The 20,459-nt window shown below is 33.2% G+C and carries 22 protein-coding genes; 6 read left to right on the top strand and 16 right to left on the bottom strand.

Going from position 1 to position 20,459, the window contains the following annotated elements; translation table 11 throughout:
* The first annotated feature begins 180 nt into the window (after positions 1-180).
* Positions 181-996 carry a mechanosensitive ion channel family protein gene (locus V6246_RS15180; protein WP_341561304.1) on the top strand — a complete coding sequence of 272 codons (816 nt, stop codon included), beginning with the start codon at positions 181-183 and terminating at the stop codon, positions 994-996.
* 94 nt (positions 997-1,090) lie between these two features.
* Here the strand turns inward: V6246_RS15180 and tsaB are convergent, their stop codons facing one another.
* The 14 genes from tsaB to cyoE all read right to left on the bottom strand — a co-directional run bounded on the left by tsaB (position 1,091) and on the right by cyoE (position 13,404).
* Complete coding sequence (tsaB, locus tag V6246_RS15175) at positions 1,091-1,771, bottom strand: tRNA (adenosine(37)-N6)-threonylcarbamoyltransferase complex dimerization subunit type 1 TsaB (protein WP_341561303.1); 681 nt, start codon at positions 1,769-1,771, stop codon at positions 1,091-1,093.
* A 139-nt stretch (positions 1,772-1,910) separates the two neighbouring features.
* Positions 1,911-3,260 (bottom strand): TolC family protein, encoded by a 1,350-nt coding sequence (locus V6246_RS15170; protein WP_341561301.1) that lies wholly within the window; start codon positions 3,258-3,260, stop codon positions 1,911-1,913.
* Positions 3,250-4,374: an efflux RND transporter periplasmic adaptor subunit gene (locus V6246_RS15165; RefSeq protein WP_341561300.1), complete on the bottom strand. Its 1,125-nt coding sequence runs from the start codon at positions 4,372-4,374 to the stop codon at positions 3,250-3,252. The genes V6246_RS15170 and V6246_RS15165 overlap by 11 nt, the downstream gene beginning before the upstream one ends.
* A gap of 12 nt (positions 4,375-4,386) precedes the next feature.
* Complete coding sequence (locus tag V6246_RS15160; RefSeq protein WP_159019172.1) at positions 4,387-5,631, bottom strand: ABC transporter permease; 1,245 nt, start codon at positions 5,629-5,631, stop codon at positions 4,387-4,389.
* 2 nt (positions 5,632-5,633) lie between these two features.
* Positions 5,634-6,818 carry an ABC transporter permease gene (locus V6246_RS15155; protein ID WP_341561297.1) on the bottom strand — a complete coding sequence of 395 codons (1,185 nt, stop codon included), beginning with the start codon at positions 6,816-6,818 and terminating at the stop codon, positions 5,634-5,636.
* 37 nt (positions 6,819-6,855) lie between these two features.
* On the bottom strand, positions 6,856-7,557 hold the full coding sequence (locus tag V6246_RS15150; RefSeq protein WP_042496961.1) for an ABC transporter ATP-binding protein: 702 nt from the start codon (positions 7,555-7,557) through the stop codon (positions 6,856-6,858).
* Positions 7,558-7,718: 161 nt separating this feature from the next.
* Entirely contained in the window at positions 7,719-7,937 is a 219-nt protein-coding gene (locus V6246_RS15145) for a hypothetical protein (protein ID WP_042496959.1), read from the bottom strand.
* A 63-nt stretch (positions 7,938-8,000) separates the two neighbouring features.
* Positions 8,001-8,531, bottom strand: a complete 531-nt coding sequence (locus tag V6246_RS15140; protein ID WP_304405970.1) for a DUF420 domain-containing protein — start codon at positions 8,529-8,531, stop codon at positions 8,001-8,003.
* Complete coding sequence (locus tag V6246_RS15135; RefSeq protein WP_341561294.1) at positions 8,524-9,267, bottom strand: SCO family protein; 744 nt, start codon at positions 9,265-9,267, stop codon at positions 8,524-8,526. Before V6246_RS15135 ends, V6246_RS15140 begins: the two co-directional genes overlap by 8 nt.
* Before the next feature lie 9 nt (positions 9,268-9,276).
* The gene (locus tag V6246_RS15130) at positions 9,277-9,993 is read right to left on the bottom strand and encodes a hypothetical protein (protein WP_341561292.1); all 717 of its coding nucleotides are present in this window, start codon (positions 9,991-9,993) and stop codon (positions 9,277-9,279) included.
* A gap of 191 nt (positions 9,994-10,184) precedes the next feature.
* Positions 10,185-10,565, bottom strand: a complete 381-nt coding sequence (locus V6246_RS15125) for a cytochrome C oxidase subunit IV family protein (protein WP_159019167.1) — start codon at positions 10,563-10,565, stop codon at positions 10,185-10,187.
* A gap of 52 nt (positions 10,566-10,617) precedes the next feature.
* Positions 10,618-11,610 (bottom strand): cytochrome c oxidase subunit 3, encoded by a 993-nt coding sequence (locus V6246_RS15120; RefSeq protein WP_159019166.1) that lies wholly within the window; start codon positions 11,608-11,610, stop codon positions 10,618-10,620.
* A 316-nt stretch (positions 11,611-11,926) separates the two neighbouring features.
* Positions 11,927-12,508, bottom strand: a complete 582-nt coding sequence (locus tag V6246_RS15115) for a cytochrome c oxidase subunit 3 (protein ID WP_159019165.1) — start codon at positions 12,506-12,508, stop codon at positions 11,927-11,929.
* Between the two features lie 2 nt (positions 12,509-12,510).
* Positions 12,511-13,404 (bottom strand): heme o synthase, encoded by an 894-nt coding sequence (cyoE, locus tag V6246_RS15110; protein ID WP_341561288.1) that lies wholly within the window; start codon positions 13,402-13,404, stop codon positions 12,511-12,513.
* Positions 13,405-13,519: 115 nt separating this feature from the next.
* Here cyoE and V6246_RS15105 point away from each other — a divergent pair, with 115 nt between their 5' ends.
* A complete protein-coding gene (locus V6246_RS15105; RefSeq protein WP_341561286.1) occupies positions 13,520-14,386 on the top strand; it encodes an MBL fold metallo-hydrolase in 867 nt (288 codons plus the stop codon).
* Positions 14,387-14,467: 81 nt separating this feature from the next.
* On the opposite strand, the gene galE is transcribed toward V6246_RS15105, so the two are convergent.
* A complete protein-coding gene (galE, locus tag V6246_RS15100) occupies positions 14,468-15,490 on the bottom strand; it encodes a UDP-glucose 4-epimerase GalE (protein ID WP_341561285.1) in 1,023 nt (340 codons plus the stop codon).
* Positions 15,483-16,637 carry a DegT/DnrJ/EryC1/StrS family aminotransferase gene (locus V6246_RS15095; RefSeq protein ID WP_341561283.1) on the bottom strand — a complete coding sequence of 385 codons (1,155 nt, stop codon included), beginning with the start codon at positions 16,635-16,637 and terminating at the stop codon, positions 15,483-15,485. The genes galE and V6246_RS15095 overlap by 8 nt, the downstream gene beginning before the upstream one ends.
* A 161-nt stretch (positions 16,638-16,798) precedes the next feature.
* Between V6246_RS15095 and V6246_RS15090 the strand changes: the two genes are divergently transcribed.
* From V6246_RS15090 to V6246_RS15075, 4 genes are all read left to right on the top strand, one after another.
* Positions 16,799-18,034: a 3-deoxy-D-manno-octulosonic acid transferase gene (locus tag V6246_RS15090; RefSeq protein ID WP_341561281.1), complete on the top strand. Its 1,236-nt coding sequence runs from the start codon at positions 16,799-16,801 to the stop codon at positions 18,032-18,034.
* A gap of 104 nt (positions 18,035-18,138) precedes the next feature.
* Entirely contained in the window at positions 18,139-18,576 is a 438-nt protein-coding gene (locus tag V6246_RS15085; RefSeq protein ID WP_341561279.1) for a hypothetical protein, read from the top strand.
* 218 nt (positions 18,577-18,794) lie between these two features.
* Complete coding sequence (locus V6246_RS15080) at positions 18,795-19,226, top strand: hypothetical protein (RefSeq protein WP_341561278.1); 432 nt, start codon at positions 18,795-18,797, stop codon at positions 19,224-19,226.
* A gap of 149 nt (positions 19,227-19,375) precedes the next feature.
* Entirely contained in the window at positions 19,376-20,458 is a 1,083-nt protein-coding gene (locus tag V6246_RS15075; protein ID WP_341561277.1) for an efflux RND transporter periplasmic adaptor subunit, read from the top strand.
* The last annotated feature ends 1 nt before the right edge of the window (position 20,459 follow it).

Here is a 20,459-nt window from a genome sequence, read left to right as displayed (position 1 = left end):
TGACTATTACTGGTATATTCGGGTCTTAATCTACAAAGCAGATTAAACTTTTTTGAGAGCAATTCATTCTTGTTATAATTGCACTAATACTAAGTTTAATTTAATAATTTTTTATCATAAAAAAGTAAACAAAGCAGCATATTAGTTTTTAATTTTGCAAAAAACAAATCAAAAGAATTTATGGATTTAGAAAACATTGACACAGAAAAATGGATTGCTCTAGCAGCAGAATATGGTATTAAAATTATTGGTGCCATTGCCATATGGATTATTGGCTCTTGGGTTATTAAAAAGATATTAAAGGCTGCCGAAAAGGTTATGTCTAAAGGAAATTACGATATAAGTCTTCAAAAATTCTTATTAAACTTATCTGGTTGGGGATTAAAAATTATTCTAATCATTGTTGTTCTAGGTACCGTTGGTGTAGAAACTACATCTTTCGCTGCTATTATAGCCGCCGCAGGTTTAGCTGTTGGTTTAGCTTTACAAGGTTCTCTAGGGAATTTTGCTGGAGGTGTTTTACTTATGATTTTTAAACCTATTAAAATTGGTGATTTAATTGAAGCTCAAGGTGAAATTGGAGTAGTAAAAGAAATTGAAATTTTCACTACAAAATTAACAGGCCTATCTAATAGAGAAATTATTATTCCAAACGGTTCTTTATCTAACGGAAATATAATTAACTATTCTACGGAAGGTACACGTCGTGTAGACTTAACGTTCGGTGTTGGTTACGACTCTGATATTAAGAAAACAAAACAAGTACTTATGGATGTATTAACATCTCACCCTAAAGTATTACAAACTCCTGCACCTTCTGTAAACGTATCGGAATTGGCTGACAGTTCAATAAACTTTGCCGTTAGACCATGGTGTACAACTGCAGATTACTGGGATGTTTATTTTGGTATTACTGAAAATGTAAAAGAAGCTCTTGATGCAGCTGGAATTGAAATTCCTTACCCACACCAAGTTGAAATACATAAAGAAGGATAAGCCATTACGCTTAAAACTTATTAATTGAAAAAGACCTGATAGTTTTAACTATCAGGTCTTTTTTTAATTTAACAAATAAACTCTATTAGTATTACTATGTTTTCGCCTTAGGCTTCAAAGCCACAAAATCTTTTAAATAATAAGGTTCGAAATAAGCCACATCTTCAAAATTATTGTTTTGATATTTTTTATAAGCCAAAGCACTCATTTCATTAGCCGATGGCAATTTATCTTCAATAAAAATGGCATTAGGGTTTGTAATAAGTGTTTTTGTTTTTTCAACACCGTTTCCTATAAAATATACTTTTCCGTTCTGTAAATTTTCCGCGAAAGCGTTTTCATCTAAAATCTGAGCTTCAGTGGCTCTAATCTCATTATAATTAGAATCGTAAATAGCAGAATACACTTCCATACGTCGCGCATCTAGCATAGCCACAACCACACCATGGTTAACAGGCGCTTGGTTTGCCAAAGCCTCTAAGGTTGGCACAGCAATTAATGGCTTATCTAAAGCGAAACAAAGCCCTTTAGCGGTAGAAACCCCAATACGTAAACCAGTATAAGACCCAGGGCCTTTGCTAATCGCTATCGCGCTTAAATCGGCTCCGGTAATTCCTACCTCTTTTAAAGCGGCGTCTATATAAACGTGAAGTCTCTCGGCATGCGAATAACTTTTATCGTTATCTTCTTTTAAAACAATAGTTTCACCATCTTTAGCAATGGATACCGAACAATTTGTAGTTGCTGTTTCTATATTTAATATGAATGTACTCATGTTTTCATTTTCATTGGAATTGCAAAAATATTGTTTTTATTATTAGAAAAATATTACTGTTCTATAAAAAGTAAAAAGGCCATCATTTATTTAAAATGACAGCCTTAATTTATTATTTAAAATTGAGCTAAACCGAAAACTAGTTTATTAACGATTTACCCATGTAAAAATCTAATACTTTGGTTTTAAAAACGAAATCGTATTTGGCATTAATTAGCGACGATTCTGCATTTATAAGCTGTACACGAGCTTGCTCTAAATCGAAATTGGTTAGTACTCCAATATCAAAACGCTCTTTAGAGTTATTAAAGGCCAAAGTTTGAGATTCTAAAGATTTTTTCGCTGCTAAATACGCTTTTAAACCCGCTTGTGCATCGGTATAAGCACGTTGAATATTGGACTCTAAATCTATTTTAGCTTGTTGTAAACGCAACTTAGAATTATCTTCTTGAATTTTAGATTTTGCAACATTCGTTTTATTTTGAAATCTTGAAAAGATAGGAATACTAATACCTAAATTAAAACTGTGTCCTTTATTATTATTTAACTGGTCTAAAAAAGCTTCTTCATTAGCGCTTAAATTCGAATAAAAGGCGTTGGTACCAAAACCGTAACTTAAAGATGCCGACGGCAAGTAACCTCCTTTAGAAATTTCGGTATTTAACTCTGCACTTTCAATATTCTTTTCCGCAATTTTAATTTCATTTCTATTTTCTAAAGCATAATTTAAAACAGGATCTACGCTATCGTACATTACCGCTTCAGAAGGTGAATCAATATCAATTATTTCAACATTAAAACCATTGTAAGGCACTTGTAAAAGTTGTGATAATGATAATAATGCTAAGTTGAAATTATTTTCGGCTAAGGTTACTTGTTGCTCGTCGCGACTTAAAGTAGCTTCAGCATCGTAAATATTAGCTTTAGGTTGCACTCCAGCATCAACTAAGCTTTTTACTTGATTTAGTTGTTTTTCACTAAACAGTATTTGCGCTTGAGCGGTTTCTAAATTTTCCTTATTAAAAAGTACATTTAAATATGCATTCACAACATTGAGTGAAATATCATCTTTAATTCTGTTAAGCTCTAACCCATTGGTTTCACGATTTAACAACGCCGATTTTTTGTTATTTAAATTTCTAAAACCATTAAAAACCGTTTGAGAAACACTTAATCCCACATTGGTAGAATGACTGGTTCTATTCGCAAAAATACCTTCTGCCACTAAAGAAGTTCCTAAACTTAAACCCTGAGATGTACTCGCGCTTAGCGATGGCAAAAATTGCCCTTTTGCTGCAACTATATCTTGATCGCTAGTTAATAGCGAATTTTCAGCTTGCTTTATAGTAATATTATGTTCTAGTGCATGATTTACACATTCCTGTAACGTCCATATTTTTTCTTGCGAAAAGGAAGACACCGAAATACATAAAACAGCTAAAACGATTAAGCTTTTAAAACCTTGTAATTTGGTGTTTTTAGTTTTCATCTTCGTCCTCATCTTCGTTATCTTTTGATGCTTTATTCCACACTTTAATCTTGTCGCCTTCTTTAACACCTTCTAGTATTTCTACGTTTATACCATCAGATAAGCCTAACTCTACGTTTTCTTTACGGTATTTATTATCACCTTCAAATATTTCAACAAAAGGTTTTTCGGTAATTCTGTTATACTGTAGTAAAGCTTCTCTAATTGCTAACACACTATCTTTAGCTTCAATATCTATTTCCGCATTAGCGCTATAACCGGCTCTAATATTTGTTGTAGAATCTATTTCAACATCGGCCTTAATAGTAAACTGTACTGCTCCATTTTCTTCAATACCTTTTGGTGCAACAAAAGTTAATTTTGCAGGAAATTCTTTGTTAGCAATAGCTCCTAAAACAACTTTAATCACTTTGCCTTCTTTTAATTTTCCTACTTCAGCTTCATCAACTTTACCTTCAAAAATCATTAAACTCATATCGGCAATAGTCGCGATAGTTGTTCCTGCATTAAAGTTATTACTTTGAATTACTTGATCGCCTTCTCTTACCGGAATTTCTAAAATAGTACCAGGGATTTGAGCAACAATATTAGTATTTGCAGAACTTCCGCCAGAAATAGAACCACGCTTAATGATTTGGTAATCGTTTTGCGCTTGTCCGTAAGTTTCTTTGGCTTGATTGTAACCTAACTCACTGTTCTCAAAATCTTGCTTAGAAATAACACCTTTTTCAAAAAGGGCTTTGTTTCTATTATACAACACTTTTGCGTTCTCAAAAGACAATTTGGTAGATGATATACGGCTACTTGCACTTACCAAACTTTGCTCGTTTGGTACTACTCTAATAGTAGCAATTAAATCTCCTTTTTTAACCTTGTCTCCTTCTTCAACTAAAATCTTATCTACAATACCAGGAATTTGAGGTTTCAATTCAATTTCTTCCTCAGGATTTAATTTCCCTGTGGCAACGGCTTTTGTATTAATTGATGTATAAAAAGGTGACTCGACCTTAAACTCTTCAATACCTTTAGAATTTGCATCCTTAAAATACTTTAATACAAAGGCTAATAGTAAGATGACTACTATTACTGCAATAATTTTTACTGTTTTTTTCATTTTTTTGATTGTTTATTCTTCTCTTAAAGCTTCTATTGGTTTAATACTTGTTGCTTTTGTTGCTGGAATTAGGCCTATTAAAGTCCCTAAAACTACTAATATCAATAAGGCTGTAAATACCACACCTATAGATACAGATGCGTTTACCAAGGCAGCATCTGCTCCTTGCCCAAAAAGATTATCGAGTAGTATTAAAATTAAGCCTCCCGAAATAATACCAAATAAGCCTGCTACCAGTGTTAAAAACACAGCCTCAACAACTATTTGTCTTTTAATTTCGAATGGTGTTGCACCTAATGCGCGACGTACTCCAATTTCTTTAGTACGCTCTTTTACGGTTATTAATAAAATATTACCAATAGCAAAAACACCTGCTATTAATGTGGCAATACCCACAAACCATGTTAAAAATTGCATCCCAGTTAAAAAGCCTGTCATTTTAGAAAACTCTTTCCCTAAATTAAAACTTCCAAATGCACGTTTATCTTCTGGGTGAATATTGTTTAAGTTTTTAAGTAATAGTTTAGAATCTTCTTCTATTTGCTTAATATCATATTCTGGTTTTCCGGTAATCATCATCCAACCTATACGATCGCCTTGATTGTAAATTTGCTGATAGGTAGTAAACGGAATATGCATATCTGTAGATGGCCCCATATTAACGTTACCAGAATCGAACATTCCAACAACTTTAAAATTGATATCATTAATAATTAAATACGTCCCAATTGCTTCAGCATCTTTTTCATAAAGCTGTTTATATGCATCTTCTGAAATGACTACAATTTTTTTATTGTCATCAATATCATTCTGATTGATAAAACGGCCGTGTATTAATTTTTTCTTCTGAAGTTTATCTAAAAGCGGATAATCGCCTGCCATTTGAAAACTACCAGATAAAAAGTTTTTTGTAACCGTTGCGCTTCTTTGATTCCTAGGAAGTACAAACTCGATACCTTCAACATTTTCTTCGATTTTTTTAGCATCGGATAAAGATAACTTCACCTCTCGACCTTCTTGAAAACCTTTAAAAGGTTTTCCTGTACTTTGCCCCCAAACAAAAACACTGTTTGTTGCAAAATCTCCAAACAACACGTTAAAAGAATTCTCTAAACCACGTGCCGAACCTAGTAAACCAATAAGTAATAAAATACCCCACCAAACACCAACCATGGTTAAAATAGACCGTAGTTTGTTTTTGCTTAAGCTATCGAAAACTTCTTGCCAGGTATCTTTCTCTAGTAAAAATTTAAACATAGTTAATCGTTTCTTAAAGCTACAATAGGCTTAATTTGTGATGCTCTTTTTGCTGGTAAATACCCTGCAATGGCTCCCGCAACTATTAATGTTATGGTTGCTCCTGCTACTAAGCTGTTACTTACTCCTGGGTCTTTTATAAAATAGTCTTTTAAAACCGGTGTGGCGAGTTCTAAAACACCTACACCAACCAATAAACCAACATATCCAGCAATGGCTGTGATAATTATAGATTCTAATAGAATAATGGAAACAATAGATCTTGGTGATGCACCTAGTGCTTTACGAATACCAATTTCTTTAGTACGTTCTTTAACAATAAAAATCATGATATTACTAATACCAACAATACCCGCAATTAAAGTTCCGAAACCAATAACAAGTATTATAATTGATAAACTAGTTGTCATCATATCTACTTGTTGTGTGCCTTGCGCCATGTTCCTAATTCGGATTGCGCGTTGATCACTTCTGGCAACATCAAACTTTTCTTTTAAACTTTTTTCAATAGAAACTCCAAAAGCAAGGGCCTCGGTAGAATTCATTTCTGGGTTATACGTTAAATGCAATAAATCTACCAAATCGTTATTACCATAAACACGCTGTATGGTGGTTATCGGCATGTAAATGATACTTTCTTCACTATCGCCTTCATCATCAGTAAAAACACCAACTACTTTGTATTGAATTCCGCTAAGGTTAATATATTTTCCAATAGCGGTTTCTTTAAAAAACAATTCATCTTCAACCTTTTTACCAATAACAACAACTTTAGTTTTATGCTTTAAATCGTTTTGATTAATGTATCGGCCTTCTTTAACTACATTATTTTCAATAAACATGTATTCTGGAGAAATACCATGAAGTTGATATGTATTCTTTTCGCCTTTAAAAGAAGCATTAACACTTTTATTAACTTTAGATGTTATAAACTGAACTTTATCGCCGTATTTTTCTTTTAAGAATTCGCGATCTTCATTTTTAAACTGAATTCTTCTACCAACCTGCAAACCTTTGTGTGCTTTGGTTGTTCTTCCTGGGTAGACAATAATAGAATTGTTGGCATCGGTTCCAAAAGCCTCCTGAAAGGTGTTTTGTAAACCATTTGCTATACCAAATAAAATGGCAAATAGCAAAATAGCGAAAGCCACAGTAAACCCAGAGAGCAAACTCCGAGTTCTATTCATATTAATACTTTGGAATATTTCTCGCCAGAGATCTAAATCAAACATATAACTTGGCTCTAACTTGTTCCACTTTTACATCTTCAATAATAACACCATCACGAAGTCTAACATTACGTTTACACATGGCTGCGATATCTTCTTCGTGGGTTACCATTAAAATAGTTTTTCCTTCATCATTAAGATGTTGGATAAAATCCATTATTTCGTGAGATGTTTTAGTATCCAATGCTCCTGTTGGCTCATCGGCTAATAATAATTTAGGATCTGCCGCTAAAGCTCTCGCAATAGCAACACGTTGTTTTTGCCCTCCAGAAAGTTCTTTAGGCAAGTGTTTTGCCCAATCGGCCAAACCAACTTTTTCCAAGTGAAACATAGCCAGCTCTAAACGTTCTTTACGCTTCATACCTTGATAGTACAACGGAAGCGCCACATTTTCGAGTGCCGATTTGTAATTTATTAAGTTGAAAGATTGAAAAATAAAGCCTAAGAATTTGTTTCTGTAAACAGCTGCTTTTTTTTCGGTAAGATTTTTAATAGGTAATTCGTCTAAAATGTATTCGCCTTCATCAGCCTCATCCAACATACCAATAATATTCAGTAATGTAGATTTCCCAGATCCAGAAGAGCCCATAATAGCGACCATTTCTCCTTTTTCTACCGATAAATCGATACCTTTTAAAACATGTAAACTTGAATCTCCTATGGGATAGGATTTGTGCAATTGACGGATTTCTAACATATGTTTTGATTGATTGATAAAATCGTTTCACTTTTCGTTAAAAAGAACGACTTTATAGTAAGACTACTCAAACAAAGAAATGTTACAATATTCGATAAAAAAAATAATTATTATTTTTTTAACAGCATCAAAAATAAAATAGAAATCTCAAAATCAAACAATTACACTTCTTTTTTACTATACTTTTTATAAATAGCAAAAGCAATTCCTGCTACTAATACATACGGTACAGCCATTAGATAAACAATACCATCGTTTATACCTTTAGCTGCTGCTCCACTTTCTTCACTTTCTAAAACCGCTCTACACATAGCGCATTGCGCATTGGTTTCTAGAAAGAAAAACAGTGTAAAGAGAAAAAATATTATTTTAGTTTTCATATTATTTATTAATGGGCTAGCCTAACCAACCGATTACAACATAAGCTTAGTAAGCGAAACGATTTAATAATAAGGCGATATCATTATAAAAACAACTACACCTGATACTGCCACATATAACCAAAGCGGAAAAGTAATTTTCGCGATTTTACGGTGCTTTTCTATATTGTTTGTAATAGCACGTACATAAGTTATTAAAACAAACGGAATAACCACAATAGACATTAAAATATGCGTAATTAATATAAAATAGTAAAGCACGCGAATAAAGCCTTCACCACCGTATTTAGTAGAATCGCTCGTCATGTGGTAAGCCACATACATCACTAAGAACAAAACCGAAAGTCCGATAGCAAACTTCATTAATTTTTCATGCAGTTTAACTTTTTTATTCTGAATTGCAATAAATGCCAATACCAAAACAAAAGCCGTTAATGCATTAACAGAAGCATAAATAGGTGGTAAAAATACAGGTAATTCCGCGTCGATTTTAACCCCAAATAAAATAGCCACAACCACAGGAATAGCTACAGAAAGTACAACAATAAGTTTGTTGTATTTTTTATCGTCTAGAGTATTATTATCTTTATTCATTCAGTAATTTTTTAATATCTGATTTTAAAGCGCTAATTTCTTCTTTTACGCCGTCGTCATCAACTTTTTCAGATTCCGACACAATACCTCTGTAATATATAATTGGGTTCCCATAATCATCCATTCTAGATCTAATAAAACCATTTTTATCAATTAACGCGAAGTTTCCAGAATGTTCAAAACCACCAGCTACATTTTCTGCTTCGGCTGCATACAAGTTAAAACCTTGATTGGCCAACTCATAAATGGTTTCTTTTTCTCCTGTCATTAAATGCCAGTTTGGGTTAGTAACACCGTATTTTTCGGCGTAAGCCTTTAAAACCTCTTGCGTATCATGACTCGGATTTATAGTGAATGATGCTACACCAAAATCTTCAAAGTCTTCAAAAGTATTTTGAATTTGAACCAAATTCTGACTCATTCTAGGGCATATGGTTGGGCAGGTTGTAAAAAAGAACTCAATAACATAAACCTTGCCTTCATAGTCTTTGTTGGTAATAGTTTCACCGTTTTGATTAGTAAATGCAAAAGCAGGTACTTTTTTAGACTCACCATTTATTTCAATAAAGGCTAAATCGGACACTTTAGAAGCCGCAATTTTTTGGTCACTTCTTCCTGATTGTCTAGACACATCATTATTAGAAATTCGATCTACAATCTTTGGAATAAAAATAATTCCAAAGATTAAAATTACAAAAGCAATACCGATGTATGAATAATTATTCTTTTTCTTCATTTTAAAAAATTATTTTGTGCTTCCTTTTAAATCGCCTGCACGTCTAATATCCGAATTAAATTCTCCTTTACGTTTTTGTCGATACTCTGTAAATACAATACGTAAATCGTCGCTCATTTTGTTTTTAACTTCAGCAACTTCAATACAATCATATCCGTTTAGTCCGTAAATCGGACTGTTTTTTTCTAGTTCTTTATCCGTTCTATCGTCTAAACGACCACGTTGATTTAAGTCTTTATCAATAATAAAAACATCAGCAGTAGATAAATCTGGTTTTAAATCCGTTTTACTTTTCAAACTAAAATAAACACGTTTTATATCTGCAGGGTTACCGTAAACAAAATGCCAGAATCTTATATCATCATAAGAGTTTATTTCAGCTATAAGTTCCTTTACAGCTTCTTCGGTTCCTTTAGGCATCAATATTACTAACTGAAACTTTTTAAAGCCTTTAAACTTATCGTAAATTAATTCTTTAAGGTTAGATGCCTCAATAGCATTTTTCATTGGGTCTGTACCTAAAAAACCTAAAACAGTAATATGGTTTTTTAAAACCACAGGCTCATCGGTATCCGATGTAAAGGCTTCTAAATCTAAAACCTGCTCTTGTACAATATCTAATGGTTGGTAGTTGTGCGTAGAAGGATATAAAATCAATAAAAACGCAACAGGAAGAAAAAATAATATTCCCAATACAGCATAGCGGCCCACTTTTTTTCTATCCATAATTCACTCCGTTTTTGGCTTTATTTAGCACGTTGCAAAAATAAAAAAAGACGGTCTAAAAACCGTCTTTACTTTGTTAATTTATCTTAATAAGATCACTTTAAAAAAAAAGATCCCGCCTTTCAGCGGGATTACTTTATATCTATAATTTAAAAGGCATAAAAAGCACTGTTTAAATTCTCTGTGTCTTATTAAAAATCTCTTTTAATATATCCGTTATCATATACTCTAAAAACGTAACCACCTTCTTGTAATAAAATAAATACTAGGTATAATATCAAGAAAATAGCAGTCCATACTACAGCACGACGCAAACCAGCAGTTTCGTCACGCATGTGCATAAAATCCCAAGTAATGTAATAAGCTTTTACAATTGTTAAGATAATGAAAATCCAGTTTAAAAGTTTCATACCTAAAACAGGTCCCATTAAACTTTCAGGTTTAATAATACCTAATATAACCTCAACAATAGTTATAAAACTAAGTAGCGCTAATACGCCCCAAATTTTTTGAGTATTAGATTTAAACTTAACTAAACCTTTAAATATTTCTAATTTATGTTCGTGTGCCATTTTAAATGCTTTTATATCTCCTAATTAAAGGAACTGAAAAATATATTTTTTGTTAAACTAGGTAGAAGAATGTAAATACAAATACCCAAACTAAATCTACAAAGTGCCAGTATAAACCAACTTTCTCTACCATTTCGTAACTTCTACGTTTTTCGTAAGTCCCTACTAACACATTAAAGAAAACAATGATGTTAATAATAATACCAGATAATACGTGAAAACCGTGGAAACCTGTAATAAAGAAAAAGAAATCGGCAAACAGCGGAGAACCATATTCGTTAACTTGTAAGTTAGCACCCTCAACATATAATCTACCGTTATCTTTTAAAGACTTTAAAGATTCAGCTCTAGTTAATACTGTTTTTTCACCTTCCTCATTTAATATTTGAGTTCTAATCAAAACATTTTCATGCGCTTCTAAACCTTTTACAACCTCATCGACATCGTAAGCAGGTAAAGCACCTTCACTTTGAAACCAAAGTCCGTTTTTGCTTTCGTGAGCACTTCTTTCTTTATGTGTGTTTACAACAGCAAAATCCTTTACAGCAACACGTTTAAAAACTTGTTCACCATCTACAGTTACATACTCACCAAACTGTAAAATGTTTCCACCTTGCGTTTGCACAGCTCCATATTCACCTTTAATAAACGTGTTCCATTCCCAAGCTTGAGAACCAACGAATATTATACCACCAATAATGGTTAAAAACATGTAAATAGTAACTTTACCTTTGTTTAAATGGTGTCCCGCATCTACCGCTAATACCATCGTTACCGACGACATAATAAGTACAAACGTCATAAACGCCACATAATACATCGGTGCATTTACGCCATGTAAAAATGGAAAGTGAGTAAACACTTCATCGGCAATTGGCCAAGCATCAATAAATTTAAATCTAGAAAATCCGTAAGCTGCTAAAAACCCCGAAAATGTTAAAGCATCCGAAACGATGAAAAACCACATCATCATTTTACCGTAACTTGCCTTTAACGGTTCATTCCCGCCATTCCAAGTTTTGCCTTCTGCTACTGCTGTACTCATATATAATTGGTTGTTATTTAAAAGTTGGACAAAAATAATCAATTTATTTATCTAATAAAATATGAAACAATAAAAATTAATATTATCCCATATTCCTGCCTCGAAAACCTTTGGGCGTTCCCCAAGGGTCGGGCTTTCACTACTCAATCTTTTTATTTTTAATGAAAATAAAAAGGATTTCAAACAAGCCGTTCAATCCCTAACGCGGGCCTACTTGTCAAATTTCAACTTAATATTCAAGGTATATTTACATATGCAAACTCACCGCTAAACACCTTTAAAAATAAGCGATCACGATTCATCCGTAAACAAAAACCTATCTTACAAAGTATAAAAACAAAAATAAATAAACCCAAAGAATATCTATAAAATGCCAGAAGGTTGCTGCCAACTCAAAGCCTAACATATTTGTTGCGCTATACTTTTGTTTAAAATGATTATAAATTACAACCAACAGACAAATTAACCCAGCCACAACGTGTAAAATGTGTACTAAAGCAATTAAATAAATGTACGACATGGTAACATTACTCGTTGGTCCGGTAAAATTATACCCCAAATCTATAATTTGTCTAAAACCAGCAAACTGGTTATAAATAAACACAACACCCAAAACTAAGGTTACCAACAACCATAAGCTTGTTGCCTTGTGCTGGCCATTTTTAAGTGATTTTTTGGCTAATAAAAAAGTAATACTACTAACCACAATAACCACTGTGCTAATAATAAAAGCATTTGGTAATCTAAAATCACTTAACCAATCGGGACGTGAGCTACTTACAATAAAAGCACTCGTCCAGCCCATAAAAGACATGATTAACGAAATAATACCAAACCAAAGCATCATTTTTTTTGCTCTGCCTGTCTTCTCTTCTCTTGTTCCTTGAGTTAAATCCATGATTAACTTATAAATTTATCGATTACATAAACAATTTGCACCAACGTAATATAAGCTACACTAGATAGCATAAGTTGTTTCGCAGATTGCTCTGTCATTTTTTTAAATAATTGAATTGCATAATACAACATACCTAACCCAAGAATAAACACAATAATTGCTGCAACAATAGAAAGGTGCAAACGCCCAGTAAATCCAAATACCGGAATTATTGAAATTAAAATAGTCCATATCGTGTACATAATAACTTGTACAGCGGTACCTCTATCTTGTTTTCCTGTAGGTAACATAAAAAAGCCACCACGTTTATAATCTTCAAACAAAAACCAGCCAATAGCCCAAAAATGAGGGAACTGCCAAAAAAACTGCAAAGCAAATAACGTTCCTGGCTCAATACCAAAATCATTAGTAGCTGCTACCCAACCTAACATAAACGGAATAGCACCCGGAATAGCTCCAACAAAAACAGAAATAGGCGTTTTTGTTTTTAAAGGCGTATAAACACAAGTATATAGAAATATAGAAATAGCACCAAACATAGCTGTTTGCTTGTTTATGCTGTACAAAATAGCAAGACCTAAAACAGTAAAAATAGTTGCTATGGCAAATGCTGTATTTACAGACATGCGCCCTGCAGGAATTGGCCTATTCTTAGTCCTATCCATTAAAACATCTAAATCTTTTTCTATAATCTGGTTAAAGGCATTAGAAGCGCCTACCATAAAATAACCACCAAAGGCAAGTAAGGTTAAGGTTTTAAAATCGACTGTATCGACACCAAGCAAATAACCAGCAAGTGAAGAAAACACAACACTTAATGCTAATCGCATTTTTGTAATTTCCTTAAAATCTGAAATTAAACCAGGATTTTCTATAGTTGTTTTCGATCTGCTCAAACTTGTCTGTAATAGTGCATTTTGTATTGCGAGTGCAAAGATACTCTATATTAATAATTTGAGCAATATTGATTGCATTTTTAATACCTTTATAAATTAAGTAAAACCGTTTATCATGAAATTTTTAAAATTATCCCTCATTATTTTTTTCTTTTTGTTTAATGTTTCTATCAATGCCCAATCGAAATTCGATAAGGTTAACATAAAAACTACAAAATTATCCGATCACATCTACATGCTCGAAGGCAGCGGCGGAAACATTGGTGTTTCAGTCGGGAACGATGGTGTTTTTATAATCGACACACAATTTGCTCCCTTAACACCAAAAATTTTATCTGCAATAAAAAAACTAAGCGATCAACCCGTTAAAATTGTTGCAAACACCCATCATCATGGCGATCATACAGGTGGAAACGAAAACCTCGGAGACCTAGGAGCTACTATTATTGCTCACGAAAATGTTAGAAAGCGTCTTATAGAAAACAGCGCAAAATCAGCAATACCCGTAATTACATTTAACGACAAGTTAAACATACAAATGAACAACGAACAGGTTGCTATTTTTCATGTTGAAAATGCCCATACCGATGGTGATGCTATGCTATATTTTACAGAAAGCAATGTTTTACATACTGGTGACACTTTTTTTAACGCGCGTTATCCATATATAGATATTAATTCTGGCGGAAGCATAAACGGCTATATAAATGCAGTAAAATCGGGATTAATGGTTGTTGATAATGATACTAAAATTATTCCCGGACACGGAAATCTATCTAACAAAGCTGAATACTTAACGTTTTTAAACATGCTAGAAACAGTTAAAGCTGCTGTTTTAAAAGAAATTGAAAACGGGAAAACCGAAGATGAAGTTTCTGCAAACACATCGCTAACCAAAACATATGACGATTTAGGCTATGGCGACCATTTTATTAACAGCGAAAAAATGAGACGTACCGTTTACCAAAGTTTAAAAAATTAAAGTAAAACTGAACCCAAATTAAAAAGCCGTTTGAAACACTTGTTTCAAACGGCTTTTTAAATATATTAATTCTTTAAGAATCTATTTACCTCTTACTTTGCATTCCCATTTCCATGCAGAACGCATAGCATCATCTAAAGATAATTCTGTTTTCCAACCTAACTCATTATTTGCTTTATTAGTATCTGCATAAGCTGAAATAATATCACCTTCTCTTCTACCTACAATTTTATAATTCAGTTTTTTACCAGAAACTTTCTCGAAAGATTTTATAACTTCTAATACAGAACTCCCTGTTCCTGTACCCAAGTTAAATGTTTCGTAACTAGATTTATTTTTACCTTCCAGTAAACGTTTTAAAGCAATTACGTGTGCTTTTGCTAAATCTACCACGTGAATATAATCGCGAATACACGTTCCATCTGGTGTTGGATAATCTTCACCAAAAACAGAAAGCTCATCACGTAAACCAATACCAGTTTGCGTAATAAATGGCACTAAATTTTGTGGCACTCCTATTGGCAACTCTCCGATCTCTACAGATTCGTGAGCTCCAACCGGATTAAAGTAACGTAAGGCAATCGCTTTTAAGTTAGGTGATACTTTACATGTGTCTTTTATAATTTCTTCACCAATTTGCTTCGTGTTCCCATAAGGAGACTCTGCTTGCTTTACCGGTGCGTTTTCTGTTATAGGTAATTCATCTGCTTGTCCATAAACAGTACAAGATGAACTAAAAATAAATCCTGCAGATGGCAGTTTTCTTAATTCTTTTAAAATGTAAACTAACGTTCCAATATTATTTTCATAATACTTCAATGGTTCACTTACACTTTCTCCAACCGCTTTACTTGCTGCAAAATGTATTACACCTTTTACATCGCTATGCTTTGCAAAAAAGGCTTCAACTTTATCTTTTTCTTTTAAATCTAATTTTTCAAACACGGGTTTCTTCCCAGTAATGGCAACAATACCATCTAATACTTTTTCTGAAGAGTTTGATAAATCGTCAATAATTACAACTTCGTAACCTTCGCTTTGTAATTCTACAACCGTATGAGACCCGATAAAACCGAGACCTCCTGTTACTAATATCTTATCCATTTATAAATTTTATTATAGTTGATGTTATAAATTCAATTTGATCATCTTCTAACTCAGTATGCATTGGTAAAGAAATAACGTCTTTAACCAATTGGTTGGTTACACCAAAATCGGCTTCGTTGTAGCGAGAATCCAAATACGCTTTTTGTTTATGCAACGGAATTGGATAATACACACCACAAGGAATATCATTCGCTTGTAAATGTTTCACCAAAGCATCGCGATCGATACCTTTTACTCGCAAAGTATATTGATGAAAAACATGACAATCGCATGTGTCGCAAATTTCAGAACAATTATTTGAAACTTTAGGCGTCACAATACTCGCGATACCTTTAAAAGCTTTATTATATTTTCTAGCAGATGCTTGTCTCGATTTATTGTAGTTATCCAAGTGCGGCAACTTAGCATTTAAAACTGCGGCCTGAATACTATCTAAACGTGAATTTACACCAACAACATCGTGGTGATAACGCTCGTACATACCATGGTTTACAATACCACGAATGGTGTGCGCTAAAGCATCATCGTTTGTAAAAATAGCGCCACCATCTCCATAACATCCTAAGTTTTTAGAAGGAAAGAAAGACGTTGCACCAACATTACCAATAGTTCCTGCTTTTACTTTTTCACCATTACTATAAGTATAATTGGCTCCAATAGCTTGCGCATTATCTTCAATTACAAATAAATTATGAGCTTCTGCTATTTCCATTACCGCTTCCATATTGGCACATTGTCCAAATAAATGCACAGGCACAATAGCTTTAGTTTTTGATGTAATGGCATTTTTTAAAGCTTCAATATTAATATTAAAGTCATCTTCGTTTACATCAACCAAAACAGGTGTTAATTGCAGTAAAGCAATTACCTCAACGGTAGCTGCAAAGGTAAAATCTACCGTAATAACCTCATCACCTGGTTTTAAACCTAACCCCATCATGGCTATTTGTAAAGCATCGGTACCATTAGCACATGGAATTACGTGTTTTACTCCTAAATATTGTTCTAAATTACTCTGAAATTTGTGAACTTGTGGTCCGTTTACAAATGCGGTGGTTTCAATAACTTCTTGTATAGAAGGATTAACGACATCTTTAATATCGTTGTACTGACCTTTAAGGTCAACCATTTGAATTTTCTTCATCTAAAATAAATTAAAGTCTTTTTTTTCTGAATGAAAGACTCATTTTAATGAACTCCTTTAGTTTGTTTATTTTAATTTAAACAGCTACGAAATTACAAAATTCATAAACGTTAAGCAATGAATTCCTTTTAAAGAATGTATTTTAGCACCAAAGAAAAAAATTGGCTTTTATTTATAACATACTCATAAAACTAGCAGACGGCGCTCTTAGAGCCATTTCGCCATTTAACTCCAAAATTAAAAGTGGCGTTATTGGGAGACAAAACACGTTTAAAACTTTAAAAACCGCACTCAAAAAAACCGACAAAACCCTTTGGTTTCACTGCGCTTCTTTAGGAGAGTATGAGCAAGGTTTACCTGTTTTTACAAAATTAAGAACGCACTACCCTAACCATAAAATTGTACTTTCCTTTTTTTCGCCATCGGGTTACGAAATCAGGAAAAACTCACCAATTGCCGACGTGGTAATCTATTTACCAATAGACACAAAAAAGAACGCCAAGACCTTTTTAGACCTTGTAAACCCGGAACTTACCATTTTTGTGAAATATGATATTTGGCCAAACTTTTTAAATGAAGTAAGAAAAAGAAAACTGCGTGCTATTCTCATTTCGGCTGCATTCCGAAAAAATCAATCGTATTTTAAATTCTATGGTAGTAATTTACGAAATGCCTTATTTGCATTCGAGCACATTTTTACACAAAACGAAAGCTCAAAAATCTTACTAGAGTCTATACAATACAATTCGGTTTCAGTATCTGGAGACACACGTTTTGATAGAGTTACTAGCCAGCTAGAATTAGATAACAACCTAGATTTTATTGAAATTTTTAAAGACCATAAACTTTGCGTTGTAGCAGGAAGCACTTGGCCAGAAGGAGAAAAACTTTTAACCAATTACATAAATTCTCGACCATTAGACTATGTGAAATTTATTATTGCGCCTCACAATATAAAAGATGTACAAATAAATCAGTTACAGCAAAACTTAAAGGTTAATTCGGTTCTATTTTCAGAAAAAGAAAACAAAAATCTTAAAGCCGCCCAGGTATTTATTGTAAACACCATTGGGATCCTTACAAAAATTTACAGTTATGCCGACATTGCTTATGTGGGAGGTGCATTGGGAACTACAGGTTTACACAATACTTTAGAACCTGCTGTGTTTGGAATTCCAATTATAATTGGAAATAATCATAAAAAATTTCCAGAAGCTCAAGCCATGATAAACGCAAAAGGCTTATTTTCAATAGAAAAACAACAGGAATTTAACACAATTCTAGATAAATTGATTGAAGATTCTACTTTTCGCGAACAATCTGGACAAAATAATTCTTCTTTTATCAAAAAAAACAAGGGTGCCGTCATCCAAATCCTCGATTATCTGCGTATATAACGTGAATCTAGTATGAAAATTGCAAATATTAACAGATTTTAACAAATCTGATTTAAAAGATATTAGATTTGCAGAATTAAAATAAAACACTAAAACACAAACAAATGAAAAAATTATTATTAAGTACAGCTTTATTAGTAGCTTTAAGTGCATCTTTCACATCTTGTAGAGATGAGAAAAAAGGAGATTCTATTCAAGACGCAATGGAAAACGCTGCTGATGCAACTGGAAATGCTATTGAGAATGCTGCTGAAGCTACAGGTGATGCTGTTGATAACGCTGCATCTGCAACTGGAGAAGCTGTTGATAGTGCTGTTGAAGCTACAGGTGATGCTGTAGAAGGTGCTGCAAAAGCGACTGGTGATGCTGTTGACGGAGCTGTTGATGCTGCTGGAAACGCTGCAAACGCAACTGGTGAAGCGGTAAATGATGCTGCTAAAGCAACTGGAGAAGCTGTTGACAAAACTGTTGATGCTGCTGGTAAAAAATTAGACAAAGCTGCTGACGCTGTAAAAGCTGAAGCTGATAAATTAAAGCACTAATATTTATTATTACTTTAAAACTTCAAAAGCCACCTTTTTAAGGTGGCTTTTTTTATGCCCTATTTTTAGGATATTCTTAAATAAAACGCTACGAATGTTAAAAAGACTTAATATTCCTTACCAAATGTTAATTTTTATATAAACTATTAATATCAAGAAGCTTTTAATAAAATTTTCCTTTGGTAATATTATTCAATTGATATAGTTTTACGGCCTAGATGAAAAACGCCTTTAAGAAATATTTGTTTTTATTAAACATCATTCTGTTAACTGGATTTGCAAATTTATACGCAAACTCAGATATACAGAACACAGCTATTCTTAAAACTAGTAATACTTCGGCGCAAGCCACCAACTCTTCTACTACACACAGTTTTAATCAACTTCAATTTAATACTTCAAGCTCAAACAACGAACGCAAAACGTATTCGGAATATGTAGATGAAGAAAATTTTGAAGAAGATGATGAAGAGAAACTAAACGTAGATTTTAAACCATTTAATTTTAGTTGCCCAATAGCATCTATTTTTTATGCACAACTACTTGATGGCTTAACCTGCGAACTAAAAGAAAACACCCAACGCTATATTTACAACTATAGCAAATCTTCAATACCGCTTCACGCTAAATTTCAGGTTTTTATAATTTGATTTTGTTTTAAAACAATCCAAAACTCCATGGATTGTCAATTACTTACACATTAGTATTTCAATTAAAACACTGAGATAATGCATCTACAAATGATGCTATTGTCTTAACAAATTATTTTATCTAACCACTTATTTAAAGACGTATACCCATGAAGAAAACCTTCATTTACATTGGTGCGCTTGTATTTCTATTTAATACAAGCTGTGAAAAAAAACACGAAAAGAAAGCCGAAGAAGTTAAATTTCTAGTAACAAATCCTATAAAAAAAGATACCTCAATTACAAAAGACTATGTGAGTCAAATTCACGCTTATCAACATATTGAAGTAAGAGCGCTAGAAAAAGGCTATTTAAAACAAATTTTTGTAGACGAAGGCCAACACGTAAAGAAAGGCCAACATATGTTCCAAATTTCGCCAAATGTATACAAGGCGGAATTACAAAAAGCGACTGCAGAAGAACATACTGCAGAAATAGAATTGAGCAACACCCAATTTTTAGCGGATAGCAACGTGGTCTCTAAAAACGAATTAGCCTTAGCCAAAGCCAATGTTGAAAAAGCTAAAGCTGAAGTTTCTCTAGCTAGAACCCATTTAGGTTTTACAGACATTAGGGCGCCTTTCGATGGTATTATGGATCATCTCGAAGCACGACAAGGAAGTTTATTAGACGAAGGCGAACTATTAACAACCTTATCAGACAACAGTAAAATGTGGGTTTACTTTAACGTACCCGAAGCCGAATATCTCGACTACATTATTAGCAAAGATAAAGACGCAAAAAAGGAAGTAGACTTGCTACTTGCCAACAACAAACCTTTTAACCAAACCGGAATAGTAGAAACTATAGAAGGTGAATTTAATAGCGAAACCGGTAACATTGCTTTTAGAGCAACCTTCCCGAACCCAGATGGCATTTTACGTCATGGCGAAACCGGAAGTGTTTTAATGAAAGTTCCTTTTAAAGATGCTATCATTATTCCACAGAAAGCAACTTTTGAGATTTTAGATAAAAAATATGTTTTTGTAATCAATAAAAACAACGTGGTTAAACAGCGAGAAATTACGGTAGAAGCTGAATTACCGCACTTATTTGTAGTAAAAACGGGCCTATCAATAAACGATAAAATTTTGCTAGAAGGCATTAGAATGGTTAAAGACCAAGAAAAAATTGCCACGACGTTTGTAAAACCTAACGAGGTATTAGCAAACTTAGAAATGTATGCAGAGTAAT

It is taken from the genome of Algibacter sp. TI.3.09 (assembly GCF_038154905.1).
Lineage (GTDB): Bacteria > Bacteroidota > Bacteroidia > Flavobacteriales > Flavobacteriaceae > Algibacter.
The sequence above is the reverse complement of the archived record's forward strand: the minus strand, read 5'-3'. Positions and strand labels throughout refer to the sequence as shown.